This is a genomic window from Paenibacillus radicibacter (genome assembly GCF_024721995.1).
In the GTDB taxonomy this organism is placed as follows: Bacteria; Bacillota; Bacilli; order Paenibacillales; family NBRC-103111; genus Paenibacillus_AM; species Paenibacillus_AM radicibacter.
On the sequence record NZ_JANQBC010000003.1, the window covers coordinates 140,147 to 156,243 of the forward strand.

Annotated in this window: 14 protein-coding genes; 5 read left to right on the forward strand and 9 right to left on the reverse strand. The window is 44.1% G+C overall.

Features of this window, described 5'->3' with window-relative positions; translation table 11 throughout:
- Positions 1-17 precede the first annotated feature (17 nt).
- The 3 genes from NV379_RS08415 to NV379_RS08425 form a co-directional block, all read right to left on the reverse strand.
- On the reverse strand, positions 18-587 hold the full coding sequence (locus NV379_RS08415) for a PTS sugar transporter subunit IIA (protein WP_258206856.1): 570 nt from the start codon (positions 585-587) through the stop codon (positions 18-20).
- A 333-nt stretch (positions 588-920) separates the two neighbouring features.
- Complete coding sequence (locus tag NV379_RS08420; RefSeq protein ID WP_258206857.1) at positions 921-1,574, reverse strand: rhomboid family intramembrane serine protease; 654 nt, start codon at positions 1,572-1,574, stop codon at positions 921-923.
- 48 nt (positions 1,575-1,622) lie between these two features.
- Positions 1,623-2,822: an MFS transporter gene (locus NV379_RS08425; RefSeq protein ID WP_258206858.1), complete on the reverse strand. Its 1,200-nt coding sequence runs from the start codon at positions 2,820-2,822 to the stop codon at positions 1,623-1,625.
- Between the two features lie 222 nt (positions 2,823-3,044).
- On the opposite strand from NV379_RS08425, the gene NV379_RS08430 reads away from it, so the two are divergent.
- From NV379_RS08430 to NV379_RS08440, 3 genes are read left to right on the forward strand one after another with little or no spacing between them, the layout of a single operon-like run.
- Complete coding sequence (locus tag NV379_RS08430; RefSeq protein WP_258206859.1) at positions 3,045-4,244, forward strand: MalY/PatB family protein; 1,200 nt, start codon at positions 3,045-3,047, stop codon at positions 4,242-4,244.
- A gap of 29 nt (positions 4,245-4,273) precedes the next feature.
- The gene (locus NV379_RS08435; protein ID WP_258206860.1) at positions 4,274-5,467 is read left to right on the forward strand and encodes a MalY/PatB family protein; all 1,194 of its coding nucleotides are present in this window, start codon (positions 4,274-4,276) and stop codon (positions 5,465-5,467) included.
- 1 nt (position 5,468) lies between these two features.
- Positions 5,469-6,641 carry a VanZ family protein gene (locus tag NV379_RS08440; protein WP_258206861.1) on the forward strand — a complete coding sequence of 391 codons (1,173 nt, stop codon included), beginning with the start codon at positions 5,469-5,471 and terminating at the stop codon, positions 6,639-6,641.
- A gap of 69 nt (positions 6,642-6,710) precedes the next feature.
- Here NV379_RS08440 and mscL read toward each other — a convergent pair whose 3' ends face one another.
- Entirely contained in the window at positions 6,711-7,160 is a 450-nt protein-coding gene (mscL, locus tag NV379_RS08445; RefSeq protein ID WP_258206862.1) for a large conductance mechanosensitive channel protein MscL, read from the reverse strand.
- Between the two features lie 150 nt (positions 7,161-7,310).
- Between mscL and NV379_RS08450 the strand changes: the two genes are divergently transcribed.
- The gene (locus NV379_RS08450) at positions 7,311-7,931 is read left to right on the forward strand and encodes a DUF3298 and DUF4163 domain-containing protein (protein ID WP_258206863.1); all 621 of its coding nucleotides are present in this window, start codon (positions 7,311-7,313) and stop codon (positions 7,929-7,931) included.
- A 102-nt stretch (positions 7,932-8,033) separates the two neighbouring features.
- Here the strand turns inward: NV379_RS08450 and NV379_RS08455 are convergent, their stop codons facing one another.
- Positions 8,034-9,323, reverse strand: a complete 1,290-nt coding sequence (locus tag NV379_RS08455; RefSeq protein WP_258206864.1) for an NCS2 family permease — start codon at positions 9,321-9,323, stop codon at positions 8,034-8,036.
- A 270-nt stretch (positions 9,324-9,593) separates the two neighbouring features.
- On the opposite strand from NV379_RS08455, the gene NV379_RS08460 reads away from it, so the two are divergent.
- The gene (locus tag NV379_RS08460) at positions 9,594-11,093 is read left to right on the forward strand and encodes an MDR family MFS transporter (RefSeq protein ID WP_258206865.1); all 1,500 of its coding nucleotides are present in this window, start codon (positions 9,594-9,596) and stop codon (positions 11,091-11,093) included.
- Positions 11,094-11,178: 85 nt separating this feature from the next.
- Here NV379_RS08460 and NV379_RS08465 read toward each other — a convergent pair whose 3' ends face one another.
- From NV379_RS08465 to NV379_RS08480, 4 genes are read right to left on the reverse strand one after another with little or no spacing between them, the layout of a single operon-like run.
- Positions 11,179-12,438, reverse strand: coding sequence for a Gfo/Idh/MocA family protein (locus NV379_RS08465; RefSeq protein ID WP_258206866.1), 1,260 nt, complete (start codon positions 12,436-12,438; stop codon positions 11,179-11,181).
- Positions 12,439-12,471: 33 nt separating this feature from the next.
- Complete coding sequence (locus NV379_RS08470; protein ID WP_258206867.1) at positions 12,472-14,109, reverse strand: extracellular solute-binding protein; 1,638 nt, start codon at positions 14,107-14,109, stop codon at positions 12,472-12,474.
- Between the two features lie 50 nt (positions 14,110-14,159).
- A complete protein-coding gene (locus NV379_RS08475) occupies positions 14,160-15,044 on the reverse strand; it encodes a carbohydrate ABC transporter permease (protein WP_258206868.1) in 885 nt (294 codons plus the stop codon).
- A 12-nt stretch (positions 15,045-15,056) separates the two neighbouring features.
- Positions 15,057-16,034 (reverse strand): ABC transporter permease, encoded by a 978-nt coding sequence (locus tag NV379_RS08480; protein ID WP_258206869.1) that lies wholly within the window; start codon positions 16,032-16,034, stop codon positions 15,057-15,059.
- Positions 16,035-16,097 lie beyond the last annotated feature (63 nt).

Genomic DNA, 16,097 nt, shown 5'->3' on the forward strand with positions numbered 1-16,097 from the left:
GTAACAGATTTCACGAATCAGTCACGATTGTTCCCCCACCACTCTGCGATGCTGTTTGTTACGCGATCGAGCAAGGGAATCTCAACATTATCCTCCGCTATTGACTCAGGTGTATCCATGCGAGGATATAATGCATTTTCTTGGGCTACGATTACATCCAATACTTGCTGGGGTGTTACAGCATCCGCGAGATTGGCACGAAATGCGGGTTCCCCTAAACAAGCAGCCAAGCGTGATAATACGTCCATCTGATCTTCACTTCGCTTCGGAGGTGCAACAATTAGGAAGAAGAAGTGTGCAAGCTGATCATCCATCGATTCATAGTCTAGCCCAGCCTCACTGTACCCATAGACTAAATTCACATCATAAACCGCTGCTGTCGTCGCTTGTGGAATCGCTACCCCTTGCCCAATTCCCGTTGATTCATACACTTCGCGTGTAATGATCGCATCTCGCAATTGCGCAGCATCTCGCACCTGATCTTCATCCGACAGCACCGCAATAAGCTCATCAATGACTTCTTCCTTCGTCCTCGCCCCTAGAGATAGAATGACGCTGCTCTCCGTCATCAAATTAGCTATCCGCATCGCAACCATGCTCCTTACTTCATATAGACTGATCAAAAGTCGAACGAAGAAGAAAGGAAGCAACTTCATACTTCCGAAGTACTTTTCCTATGGAAAAGTTTAAGTTTTCGCCTTTGAAATCGTGAAAATACCATTAATTCAATTCAAAATTCACGATTGAGACTCACAGGCTTTCGAAGAAAGCCACATCGTAAGCATCTAAGTGCTTCTTTTCTTCGTAGTGAAGTAGACTTTTGAACAAGTCCCCCTCCACTTAACCTGCTTTAGCATGTGCAGATGACAACAAAAAAACAGTGACAACAGAAATTACTGTCGTCACTGTTTGACTAAAATCTAATACTCGTTTGTTGGCGGCATTTGCTCTTGGCGTCTGCGCACCCGTCGCTTGATTGATAGCACAATCAGAGCAAGTGAACCGAAACCACCGATGAAACCGCCAAGGTGTGCATATATGTCGACACGAGGTGTAATGACAGAGGATACAAAGCCCGCTACGATAATTATCAAAATCGTTTGTCTCGTCGCCTGATCCATGATGTCTTTACGGAATACAGCTAAGAACAAGAAAGCGGCGTACAGCCCGTATATCGCGCCTGAAGCCCCTACGCCGATATAGTATTCGCTTTGCAACTTGTGCATCCATGCACTGACCAAGTTACCCGCCACACCACTGATCAGATACAACAATAAATAACGTACCTTGCCGAGCATGATCTCAAGCGGCGGTGCAAAAATAACGATCGTAAACATATTAAAGAACAAATGCCCAAAACCAGCATGCAAGAACATCGCGGTGAAATTACGCCACCATTCCGGCTGCATGCCGGGTAGATCGAACATCGCACCAAAATCATAGAGCGTTTCATTGCTGAATGAAGTTCCGGTCAACAACATCACGAGGAATACAGCTACATTGATCGCGATAAGTATTGATGTGATCGGATAAAATTGAATATATTGCTTGAAACTTTCCCTGCGTGAAAACATGCGTAATGCTCACATCCTTTCCTTGCAACATCCTTCGATTCAACTGCATCAAGCGTCTAAATCTATGTTGTCCATTTTCCTGCTCGCACCAAACTTCGTCTGGAAAAAAGAAACCGTCAGTAAGCAAGTTATCGTCAACATCGCTAAGAAGATAAACATCATACTACTGAAATCTTTAATTCCCAGTGCTAGAATCAGCATAATAATCCGTGTAATGCAGAGGAACCATTCTCTCCATACTAACACACGAGACTGCTGAACAACACCCAAGCTGCTAACCGCCTTGATCTGATCACCCGACCAAACCGTGACGAAATAGAACATCCCCATCGTCGTAATCACGTTCGCACAAATCCTTGTAACGGGATACGGAACAAGCATGAGCAGCATTCCGCTAGTCAGCAGAAGGACCGCTGCGGTAAGCCACCTATTTTCCATAAACTTCAGTTTTTTGAAAAGGAATAATGCCACAAGTGCAAAGAACGTGTACATCATATTTAAGAGGGCAATTTCCGTCTTGTCTTCCGTCACACTAAAAGTGAAGAGAAGAGCGAATAACCCTTGGAATTGTAAGATAAACCCCGCTGCTAAACACGATAAGATGAACCATCTCGCACCCGGAATATTAAACACCTTACCGATCCGCATCTCTTGCCAGAACGAACCTTTGCTTGCTGCATACGAGATAAGCGAAACTTGCGGTAATTTCGTTGAGAACAGCAGCATCAGCCCAACAAACACGAACATGCAGATGAAGGAACCCGAGTACCCCATCCATTTGATCACAAGTGCAGATAGAAGCGGAACTGTCATGTTGAGGATATTACCTGTAATCGCACTAATCGCCATATAGTTGGCAAAGTCCGTCCCTTTACCAAGCGTGGATAAACTAATATTCTGCCCAGCAGAGAAGAAGCCTTGCATCAGTCCCACAGGCACTGCAATACATACAATCCAGAGCATCTGATTATCGAGCTTAAGTAGTGACAGCACAAGGAACGCGATCGCCCCCATAGTTGCTGACAACCCATACAGTGTGCGGATCGTTCGACCGAAGAGTAGCTGAGAACCTAAAGCATATGCAACTCCCCATGCCACAAAGAGAATCAGATTGAACCATGTCACATCAAAGATGCTGTTTCCTTGTTCCCAAATGTACAAATTCACGAAAATTCCGATGTAGATAATCACAATATTAGACACTACACCCATCAGCAATAAACTTCGTAATTCCTTCGGTAAGCTCATCATCGCGTCCGCCTCTAACCTGACATAGGTTCTTCATCATTAAATTGTTTGTATGTAAGACAACACTAGCTGTACGTGGTCATTATAACCTCATATGAAGACAGTTGGAATACGTTTTTCATAATAAAATGAATCTTGTAAATGTTAAATTTTATAGGGTTGTAATCCCAAATATTACCTCGTACAATGAGAGCATCTTACAGGGGAAAGAAGGGTTATTTCATGACATACAACTTTGATGAAGTCATTGATCGTACAAATTCATTTGCTGTAAAAACCGATTTTAAAGCACGCAATCACATTCCGGAAGATGCTCTTGCCATGTGGGTTGCGGATATGGATTTCGCCACACCACCTGCTGTAACAGAAGCAATTAGTAAACGCCTTAGCCATCCCATCTATGGATACACACATTTAGGTGATAATAAGTATGAAGCTGCTATCGCTTGGATGAAGGAGCGTCACAATTGGAATGTCCAAGCAGATTGGATCGTACATGCTCCTGGCGTCGTACCTGCACTGGGCTGTATCGCGCGTGCGTTTTTGAATACGAATGAAAAACTAATTATCCAACAGCCTGTATATCCACCATTTATGAGCGTGCCAACGAATAATCAGTTCGAATATCTCAATAATGAACTTGTTCGGGTAAACGGTACATATGAGATGGACCTTGAAGATTTCGAACAAAAAGCATCTGACCCTGCAGCCAAATTGTTCATTCTATGTAATCCTCACAATCCAGTTGGACGAGTTTGGAGTAAAGAAACTTTGCTGCAAATTGCCGACATCTGCTTGCGCCATGACATTCTGATCGTATCCGATGAAATTCATCATGATCTCGTATTTAAGGGCAATACCCATATTCCAATGGCTTCCCTGTCCCCAGAAATTTCTCAGATCACGATCACATGTACAGCGCCGAGCAAGACGTTCAATATGGCAGGACTGCAAGCCGCTAATATTATTATTGAAAATCCAGATCTTCGCGCGCGGTTTGTTAAAGAACTAAATCGAGTAGGCATGGAGACGCCTAACGTGTTCGCGGGGATTGCATCTGAAGCTGCCTATCGCGAGGGTGCTGCTTGGCTAGAACAAGCCATTGATTATATAGAAGGTAACAAGCAATATGTCATCCAATTTGCAAAAGAAAAGCTACCGATGCTTCATGTGTTGGATTCGGAAGCAACTTACTTGCTCTGGATTGACTTTAATCAGCTTGGGCTACAGCCGAAGCGTCTGCAACATTTCCTCAATAACGAAGCACTTGTATGGATGAATGCAGGCTCGATGTTTGGCGAAAGCGGCAATGGGTTCGCTCGAATGAATATTGCATGTCCACGGTCTGTTGTGATCGAAGCAATGGATCGTATCGAGCGCGCGATTCGCTTGTCACATGTGCCTGTTGGGGATACAATATAGATCACTTTATGATTTCGGAGGCACCTTAGATGACATATGATTTCGACAAAATTGTAGATCGCAGTTGTTCCCATTCTGTTAAATTTGAATCCAAATTGTGCAATCAAATCTCTGAAGAAGCAATTCCGATGTGGATTGCCGATATGGACTTTGAAGTTGCTCCTCCAATTGCAGAAGCTATACGTAAGAGAGCTGACCATGCTGTATTCGGGTATTCCAAATGCTCAGCAGAGTACTTCGAGTCTGTCGTCAATTGGATGCGTGACCGCCATAACTGGACGATCACCTCAGAATGGATCGCAACAGCACCTGGCGTAGTTCCTGCACTTAACTTTGCTGTGCGAGCATTTCTTAATTCCGGTGACAAAGTCATCATTCAACAACCTGTGTACTATCCATTCATGCGAGTTGTCGAATCCAATGGCTTTGAATATGTAAACAATGAACTGGAATTTAAGCATGATCGCTATGAAATAAACTTTGAAGATTTCGAGCATAAAGCTCGTGATCCGCGTACCAAGATGTTCATTCTGTGTAATCCGCACAATCCAATCGGTCGGGTATGGAGTAAAGAAGAGCTTTCTCGACTAGCTAACATTTGCTTAGCTAACGATGTGCTCATCATTTCAGATGAAATTCATCATGATCTTGTGTTCCCAAGCAGAGGGATCAAGCATATTCCGATGGCTTCACTCTCATCAGCCATCTCGAAGCGTACCATCACCTGCACCGCACCGAATAAATCATTTAACATCGCAGGATTACAATCAGCCAACATCATTATTGAAGATCCGATCTTGCGCCAAGGGTTCGTTGATGAAATAAATAAAACAGGTGTAGGGTCATTTAACCCCTTCGCACTCGTTGCAGCGGAAGCTGGTTATCGTGAAGGTGGCGATTGGCTGGATGCTGCCATTGATTATATTGAAGGTAATAAACAGTATGTGATGAAATTTGTAGAGGAGAAGCTACCGAACATCCGCGTATTAGACTCCGAAGCAACATTCTTGCTGTGGATTGACTTCCGTGATCTGGGATTAGATCAATGGGAATTGCAGCAATTCTTGCGTCACAAAGCACTCGTATGGCTGGATTCAGGATTCGTATTCGGGGAATCAGGTTCTGGATTTGAACGCATGAATATCGCATGCTCACGCCATATTGTTGAAGAAGCAATGAATCGCATTGAACGTGCAGTGAAATCGAGAATGGTGATCAGCTAACATGGATACTTACTTTCTTCCGATTCGGCAAGCGATTATCACATTTCCAATCCTTGCTTTTATCATCACTTTACCGTTCTTGATCTACCAATACCATAAGTACAGCTACATCAACTGGTTTCGCGCCGTAGTCCTCTACTCGATGATGCTGTTCTTGTTGACGGCTCTTTATCTCGTCATTCTGCCATTGCCTGACGTACGAGATACGTGTTCACTACAAAAACCAGGAACCAAACATATGTCGCTAATTCCATTCCAGTTCGTTCACGATTTTTTGAAAGAAACGAAAGTGAATTGGGGGCAGCCTTCCACATACTTGCAGATCATGAAAGAACGCGGCTTCCTGCAAGTTATATTTAACTTTGTATTGCTTCTGCCGCTTGGTATTTACTTGCGCTATTACTTCCGTCAGACATGGGTGAAGACGTTATTCTTCGCTTTAGGTGTATCGTTATTCTTCGAAGTTACGCAACTGACAGGACTTTATGGCATCTATACTTGCCCCTATCGTTTGTTCGATATTGATGACCTAATGCTGAATACGGCTGGCGCGATGCTTGGCTTTGCAATTACACCACTATTTACTTTCTTTCTGCCGAAATCTCACCAGTTGGATGAGAATGTCGATTTTACAGCGCGTCCTGTTGCATTCATTCGTCGCTTGATCGCCATGCAGATTGATTGGATCATGATGTGTATCTTGACACCAATGCTCGCCCTCTCGACATCTTGGTTCTTACCGGCATATTTATTTAACGCGTCTCATACGATGACAGCGCTGCTTAGTCTTGCGATTGTGTTCTTCCTTTACTTCGTCGTGCTCCCGCTGCGAACTGGCGGGTTTACACTAGGGAAATGGATCTTGCGCATTCGATTAGTTGGAAACCATGATCGCATTACCTTCAAGGAATTATTCACACGATATGCAATCCTCTTCGGATTTATCGGCATTGGTCCTGCAATCATGTCTATATTTGGAGGCGAGAATTCCAGCGGCGAAGTGGCAATTATACTCGTGCTCCTGACCTTTGTTATTGCTCTATTCATAGTATTCGATTTCATCCGAAGCATGTTCAAACGCAACCGGATATTATTCTATGAGAGATGGAGTGGAACGCGGAACGTCATCGTTCCACCGAAGCACAAACCATCTTCAGCAGATCCTGCTGAATAAACAAACAGCAAGCCCCTTCGGACTTCAAGTCTGAAGGGGCTTGTTTTACAAGATAAATCCTTAAATAACTTACAATTTATCTGCTTGAACTTCTAATTGCGAAGTACAGTATTTACAGCGAGTTGCCTTGATTGGCACTTCCGACAAACATGCAGGACATTCCTTCGTCGTAGCTGGTTTCGCTTCTTCTTTTTTACGGAAGCGCACGATTTGTTCTAGGACTAAGAAAATCACGAATGCAATGATAAGGAAGTCGAGCAAGTTCGAAAGTAAACTTCCGTAGTTTAATGTTGGAGCTTTTGCAGCTTGTGCTTTAGCCAAGTTATCGTAATGCTTACCATCTAATGCAATATACAAACTTCTAAAGTCCACTTTACCTAAGATGAGTCCAATCACCGGCATCACAAGATCGTTCACAATAGATGTAACAACTTTACCGAAAGCTCCCCCAATAATTACCCCGATCGCTAGATCAATCATGTTGCCTTTAAACGCAAAATCCTTAAATTTCTTAAACATGTATAAATCCCCTTTCCCTCTATCTTCCTAGCAGTATTTCCGATTTTTCAAGACTTCCTACATCAGTTCAACAAAAATACAGTATATCCCTGCTCATGCGCATAGGCTATTGGTAGTGTTAACCATTTTATCAAAAAGGGATGTGTTCCCATGCCCACCTTTGAGCCACCTGTCATGACTCATACCCATGTCATCCGCGCTCGCAATACGACGGTTTATTACCCCGTTGTTACTGAACTGTCTAATACAGCAGCGCAGAAGCAGATCAACCAGAGAATCCTCCAAGCTGTTCATAACCTCATGCAGGAACAAACGATTAAACAAGATTCGAATGACATTCAAGAGATGCTCGGCGAATATGAGATCAAGTCCAATGAACGCGGATTGTTAAGCCTTACATTAAGCAATTATACCTTCATGACAAAGCATGCCCACGGACTCACTCTGCTGCAATCACTTACCTTCAATATTCATAACGGACATAGCTACACTCTTCAAGAACTATTCAAGCCCGGAAGCAACTATGTCACGGTGTTATCCGAACTCGTAGCCGAGCAGATTAAGGAACGTCAAATCCCACTCCTTACTCCATGGAAAGGCATCCGCCCTGACCAAGATTACTACATTGCCGACAAAGCACTTGTCATTTATTTTCAACAATATGAAATTACACCTTCCTACTTCGGTACACCGATGTTTCCAATCTCGGTATACAGCCTCTCCTCCATCCTTGATGAGAATGGTCCGCTTGGCATTATGAGTGCCGAATAACAAACACAAAAGCGCCGTTGCTAGGAGTACGAACAACCTCCTGCAACTGCGCTTTTCAATTGTATATGCGTGTTCACCCGCGAGGGTTTAACCCATTAGGTATTAACCGATCGCGTTAAACACTAAGTTTAATAAGAACAATACTGCAATGATTAGAAGCGGAATACCAACTTGCTTCCACTTACCTGTCGCAATTTTTAAGATGGGATACACAATAAAACCAATTGCCATACCATCCACAATGCTTGAAGTTAGTGGAATTGTTGCAAGTACCAAGAATGCTGGCAGACCCTCAGATAGATCTTCGAACGGAATGTTCTTCACACTTTGAATCATGAGCCCGCCTACAAGAATCAAGACCGGCGCAATCGCCGTATCCGGAATCATCTTAATGAACGGGATAAAGAACAGAGCAATTAAGAATAAGAAACCTGTAGTAACTGCCGTTAATCCTGTTTTACCACCTGCTGAGATGCCTGCTGTGCTTTCTACAGACGATACCGTTGGACTGCTTCCGAGCACACCCGATGCTGTAATTGCCATTGCACTTGCCTGTAAAGAGCGATCAAACTTCTCAGGTTGCTTGAGCATGCCCAGTTGTCCGTGGATCAAACCCACATTTTCAAAGACAAGGACAAGCATCAGTGAGAAAGTCGCGATCCAGAAAGCAATGGTTCCAATACTGCCAAATGACATTGCACCCAGTGCAGATAGTGAATCTGCAAAGGTTACACTGGACTGTCCAGCATCATCTATCTGGATCGTTCCGCTAAGCGCCGCAAGAACAGTACCGACCGCAATACCGATAAGCAAGTTCCCTGGTACATTACGAACGAACAAGATGAACATCACAATCAAGGTCGCTAGGGTAAGCAGTACATGAACACTACTCAGATCACCAAGCGCAACTAAAGTTGATGGATGCGCAACGACAATGCCGCCTTTTTGCAAACCAATGAACGTAATGAACAAGCCGATTCCCGCTGTAATGGCATCTTTAAGCGAACGCGGAATGGCTTTTTGGATAACCCCTGAAAGTGTCGTAAACGAAATCGCTGTAAACAACACCCCTGAGACGAACACAACCGCTAGCGCTTCTTGCCATGACAAGTGCAGCCCATGTACAATCGTGTACGTGAACAAGGCGTTAATTCCCATCCCCGGTACAATCGCAAGTGGACTATTACCCCAGAATCCCATGATCAAACAGCCGACAAATGACGTTAAACCCGTTGCCACAATACCCGCTTCGAATGGAATCCCTGCATCCGCCAAGATCGATGCGTTTACCACGACGATATAAATCGCCGTAATGAAGGAAACAAACCCTGCCAAAAATTCCGTCTTCACATTGGTATTATACTTACTTAAACCAAATATTCGATTCATCATCCTTTACTTTTCCTTTAACAATAAAGCCCCTCAACCCACCCAAACAGCAGCAAGCTGCCATCATAGCCGTTATTATAACAGATGACTACTACTTCTGTATCGAATTCATAAGAAGACTTTTTTTAAGAATTATTATTTCTTAGTTGTCTCATTCTAACTCTATGCATATGTTCAAAATAGTTGACTAATAAAGGAAACTCAGTTATCTTACCAAGAGATAATTAGGGCAATATACATATAGCCCATCTACATAAAGGAGTGATAACGAGCGTGAGTGCAGTACAACCACAAACAAACCGAACGATGGTCATGATCGCCATTATGGTTGCCACGTTCTTAACCGCGATTGAAGGTACGGTCGTGAGTACCGCCATGCCGAAGATCGTAAGTGACCTACAGGGTCTTGATTTAATGAACTGGGTTTTTTCTATTTATTTATTAGTTTCATCTGTAGCCGTACCCATCTTCGGGAAATTATCTGATCTATTCGGCCGTAAACGCATCCTTGTGATCGGAACACTCATCTTCCTTGCCGGATCTACGTTATGTGGATTTGCAGCGAATATGGAGCAACTCATTATTTACCGTTTCATTCAAGGCATTGGCTCGGGTGCGATCTTACCTATCTCAACGGCAATTATTGCTGACTTATATCCATTTGAAAAACGTGCGAAGATGATGGGACTTGTCGGATTCGTATGGGGCGCAGCAGGTATTCTTGGCCCACTATTCGGTGGATTCCTTGTTGATTATGTGACTTGGCACTGGATTTTCTTCATTAACATTCCGTTTGGAATCGCAACCATCGTACTTATTGTCGTTTATCTGAAAGAGAAGATCGAAAAAACAAAAAAATCAATCGACTATTGGGGCGCACTTACATTTTCCCTCGGTTTATTGGCACTACTCTATGCGGTACAAAAGGGTAGTGAAACGAATGAGTGGCTATCTCCATTCGTGCTGCTGTTATTTGCCGCTTTCGTTATATGTATGGCGCTATTCGTCATTATCGAATCCAAAGTCGAAGAACCGATGATTCCACTTACGATCTTCCGCTCATTGCCAATCTCCATGTCCAATGCGATTACGTTCATCGTACATGCGATCATGATTGGACTGGTCGTCTATGTTCCGATGTGGGTACAGGGGATTCTCGGACTTGGTGCTACTCAGTCTGGCTTTATCCTCATGCCGATGTCCATTACATGGGCAATTGGCGCATTCTGGAGCGGTCGGATCATCAATCGTGGTTTCCGTATGGCTTCAATTATTGGTACATCCATTCTGCTATTAAGTACACTATGGTTCCTCACGATTCAAATGGCGAGCAGTACAATCAATTTTGTCTTGATCTCGACTATGATCGGATTTGGATTCGGGATTACCGTTACACTCTATACCCTTGTTGCGCAATCATCTGTTGAACCGAATATGCGTGGCGTAGCAACTTCTGCGAACATGTTGTTCCGTACACTCGGACAGACGATCGGTATCTCCATCTTCGGTAGTTACTTCAACATTACGATTGCGAATCAACTGGCAAGTAGCGCATCTAGCAGTGTCGATCCATCACTAATGAATCAACTCATTAACCCAGCTAAGGCAAGTGAGCTTACTGCAGATACGCAATCTGTATTACGCGATGCACTCGCAACAGGTATTCATGAGCTATTCATTATCCTAATCAGTTTGGCAGCTTTAACGCTGGTACTATCCGTATTCTTACCTGGTAAGGACAAGGAAACTAAACCCGTTAATAGTAACGCATAAACGAACCACATTATATTTTCCAGATAAAAATAAAGCGGCATACTTCACCACCATCAACAGGTGGGAAGTATGCCGCTTTTATCATTTAGACAGTCAATAATTGCTTCGCATACGTATTCAGCTCAATCGGCTTACCACCGTTTAAGCGGGATTCTTCAGCAGCGAATGCCATCAAGTGGCTGCGAACAGAAGCGGATGCGGAAGTCAGACCTTCCTGCCCGTTATAGCCACGTACTTCTTGCAAGAAACTGCGAACAATTCCGCTATCTCCACCGCCGTGACCACTTGCTTGCACAGGAATCGTAATCTCCGTCTTCTGATGCGTGAGGAAGTCATAGACTGTAATGACATCACCCTCTGCTCGAAGCTCCCCGCGTGTCCCCATAATCTGAATGCGTCGCTCCTGCTCGAACGTAAATCCGCACATGCTGAACATGGCTGTCGCTCCGCTCGCGAATTCCATATTCACGACTTGATGATCCACTACATTGTTGTCACTACGATACACGCAGCGTCCATAATCAGTTTCACGTAAACCCTTAATGATGTTCTCGCGTGCTAAGTCAGGCGTAAAGTGACGTGCCCAACCTCTGAATTCTGGGTCAAAATAAAACTTCTGCGCCGAATACGCGCATGTCGTCTCGACCGGACAATCCAGGCAGCGAGCCGTTGACCCCTCAGGTGCATTTCTTTCATTAAAATGCATCAAAGATCCGAATGAGCTAACACGCATACAAGGTTCATCCATTAGCCACGACAACATATCCATGTCATGACACGACTTTGCCAGAATCATCGGACTGGATGTGTCCGAGTTGTTCCAATTTCCACGTACGAAGCTATGTGCGATATGCCAATAGCCTACATTCTCATTCAATTGAATCGAGACAACATCTCCAATTCTATTCTCAGTGATCAAGGATTTAATTCGGCTCCAGAACGGTGTGTATCGCATTACGTGACAGATCGTTAGCAGACGATTATTCGCTTTAGCTGCAAGCTCCATCTCCACGCATTCTCTTGGACTTGGCGACATCGGTTTCTCTAGCAGAACGTGATACTTCTTGTTCAACGCCCCAATCGTCGGCTCATAATGCATTCGATCTTGTGTACAGATAATAGCGATGTCAGCCAGCTGATCTTCCGCAAGCAATTGATCCCAAGATGCATAACAACGATCGTCTGATATACCGTGTGCTTCCGCCGCCTTCGCAAGCCGCACTGGATCCGCTTCTGCAATCGCCACAATTTCTAGTTCATGCGGATAATGCAGGGCATACGGTGCATAACCTCCAAATCCTCTCGCACCTGCTCCAATGAGAACAGCAGTTAATGGACTACCCATAGTTTCTCTCTCCTTTATGTCGATGGAATTGTGTTATTTAACAGATGAATAACGATCTAGCGCAGTTTGGTAAGTCTTCACGTATTTCTCAAGGCCCATCTTATTTAATGTAGCTACGTACTCATCCCATTTATCAAATCCAACTTGACCGATAATGAACTTATCCTGCATTTCCGTTACATACGTGTTGATATCATTCTGAACCGTGCCTGTTGCAGCTTGCTCTTCTGCTGTGAAGTTAAGAGATGGCCACACTTTATCTTGAGTGAGCGAGAATGCTTCTGACTTCTTCGCATTATCGACTGATGATTGCAAGCCTTCTGCTCCTTTAAAATATTTCTGTGTTACGAATCCAGGGTACAAACCACCCGGCCAGATCAGGTAACGACCCACCGCTTGGTCAAGGTTAAGTCCATTCGGATTCTTCTTGATGTCATCTACGTAATCCACGTTTCCGCTTGCGTCCTCGTTATAAGTTTCACCCTTCCAACCCATGAAGAACATCTTCGTACCTTCTGGACTGAAGAAGTAATCGACCCAACGAGCAGATTGTTCTGGATGCTTGTTCTTATCTGTTAGGACGTAGTTACCAAAGCCCCATACCGGTGAATACACCGCCGTGTTCATTTGGTCACCATGTGGCCCTTTGAGTACCGGTAAACCTACATAGTCGTTCTGATTATAGATCGCTTCTGGTGCGACGTTATCGACGATGCCTAGCTTGCCTTCCATCCCTTTGGCATCAATCTCTGAACTTTTAACTGTTACAATATCTTTCTCAATCAAACCATCGTTGTACAGCTTATTCACATATTGCAGCAATTCTTTGTATTTCGGATCGGCAGGTACGAATCGAATCTTACCTGTCGCTGGATCACTATCAACGTTAGCATTCGATAGTCCGCGATTGTTAAGTCCGTATGCGCCCTTGAGGTACGACAAGATACCATTCGTGCCTGTTCCGCCCCATGCAATCTCATCCTTCTGTCCGTTTCCGTTCGCATCATTTTCCTTGAATGCTTTGAGCATTGCGTAGAATTCATCTAGATTCGTTGGCTCTTTGACCTGCAATTTATCAAGCCACGGCTTCTTCACCCAAGGTGTACCGTATAGAACAGACTTGAACTCTGGATCGAACAACGTCGGGATACTATAAATATTTCCATCTGGCATTGTGATTGCCTTCTTGATCGATGGGTATTTCTCTAATATTTTCTTAAAATTAGGCATTTGCTTATCAATGAGGTCATTAAGCGGTAAGAATGCGCCTTGCTTGCCGTATTTGATTAAGTCCGCTTTTGGAAAAGAAGAAGCATAGAAGATTTCAGGGTAGTTGCCGCCAGCGAGCATCAGATTGCGTTTTTCCTTCAAATTATCCTTCTGAACTGTTTCCCAGTTGATATGTACATTCGTCATTTTCTCGTATTCCTGCCAGATCCGAATCGTATTCCAATCTGCGTCAGAAATGAATTTTCCGGCAAACGCATTGATCGTAATCTTATCTTTGGAAATCGGGAATCCAGAACCACTTGCATCACCGCTTGGCGAACCTGCTGGTGCCGGGTTAGGCGAACTTGAAGTATCTTTCGTCGTTCCTCCACTACATGCTGCTAGCATGGTCACAGATAACACGCTGGTCAGCACCATACTTCCCCACTTTTTCACCTTCATTTGTATTCCTCCCTTTTATTTGTGGACGAACTGTATCCCTATCAAAGGAATTACCCTTTAATGGCGCCAATCATAATGCCTTTTACAAAATATCGCTGCAAGAACGGATACATCAGCATCATCGGTATGTTCGATACGACAAGCACCGCATACTTGATCCCTTCCACCTCACGCTGCTGCTTGATCGCAGATTCTGTGGACATTTTGACCATGTCGCCTGCTTGACCTTGAATTAAGATTTCACGAAGAATGAGTTGAAGTGGAAACTTACTCTTATCTGATAAATACAAGAGTGCATTGAAGAACGAATTCCAGTGACCAACCGCATAGAATAGAATCGTCACCGCAATGATCGGCATGGACAATGGAAGCACTACTTTACGCAGAAGTTGAAAATTAGAGCAGCCGTCAATCGTCGCCGCCTCTTGCATCTCTAATGGAATCGTCTGCTGGAAGTACGTACGCATGATGATGATATTCCAGATCGACACGGCATTAGGCAGAATCATCACCCACAGCTTATTGAGCAGATCCAAATCCTTAATGAGCATGTAAGTTGGGATAAGACCCCCACTGAAGAACATCGTGAAGACGAAGAGCAGCATGAAGATGTTACGACCGACAAAGTCTTTACGAGAAAGCGGGTAAGCTGCACAGATTGTCATGAACAAGTTAAGTGCTGTCCCGAGCGCTGTGTAGGTAAGTGTGTTTACGAAGCCACTGACAATGTCCTTGTTCTGAAAAATTTTGGCGTAGGAGTTAAACGTCACATCCTTCGGCCAGAGCAGCATCTCCCCTCGCATGATAATCTCTGGATTCGTGAACGATGCGCTGAGAACGAACACAAGCGGATACAGAACGATAATGACGACAAGCGTTAGAATAATATAGTTAATAATTTCAAATAGCCGATCTCCACGCGTTTGTGCAAACATGTGCTGTTCCCCCTACCATAAGCTAGTCTGGCCGACACGTTTGGCAATAAAGTTCACCGTGATCAGCAGAACGAAATTAATGACTGAGTTAAAGAGTCCAATGGCTGCGGAGAAACTGTAATCCGCTTCCTGTATTCCGCTTCGGTACACATAGGTGTCGATAATGTCCGAAGCTTCCATGTTAATTGGCAATTGCATCAAGAACACTTTCTCGAAACCAATCGCCATTACCGTACCTAAGTTCAAGATCAGCAAGATGACAATCGTCGGCATAATGCCCGGAATGTTAATGTGCCAGATGCGCTGCAATCGATTGGCTCCATCTACCCTTGCGGCTTCATGCTGCTGCGGATCAATACCTGCTAATGCTGCCAAGTAGATAATAGAGCTCCAGCCCATCGTCTGCCATACATCGGAGAGTACATAAATCGTCTTAAAATAACCCGGTTCTGCCAAGAAGTTGATCGGATCACCGCCGAACATCTGGATGAATGTATTGAGAATGCCGTACCTTGGATTGAGGAATAAGAAGAGCATCCCGACTACAACGACTGTCGATAGAAAGTGTGGTGCATAGGTGACCACTTGTACGAACTTCTTGAATTTCTCTCTTCGAACTTCGTTGAGTAAGAGCGCAAGAATAATCGGGATTGGGAAGCCGAGCGCCAAGCTGTAGAGTCCAAGCCCTATTGTGTTCTTAATTAAGCGCCATAAGAAGTAACTGTCAAAGAACCGTTCGAAGTTTGCGAAGCCTACCCAAGTGCTGCCCCAGATCCCTTTCGTTGCGTAAAAATCCTTGAACGCAATTTGGATCCCGTACATCGGTGTGTAGTGAAACAGGAGGTAATAAGCAACAACAGGTAAGATGAGTAGATAGAGCTGCCAATTGCGTGCGATGGAGTGAAGTTTCTTGTTCTTGCGTTTCGGCTTAGGTGGGATCGTTACTGCAGATGATACGGCAGCATCGGAAACATTCGTAAGATCAGCCATGATTCATTCCTCCTGCTTTTATGTTTGAATATTTGGATAATTATTTGGATAGCGATTTAGTTG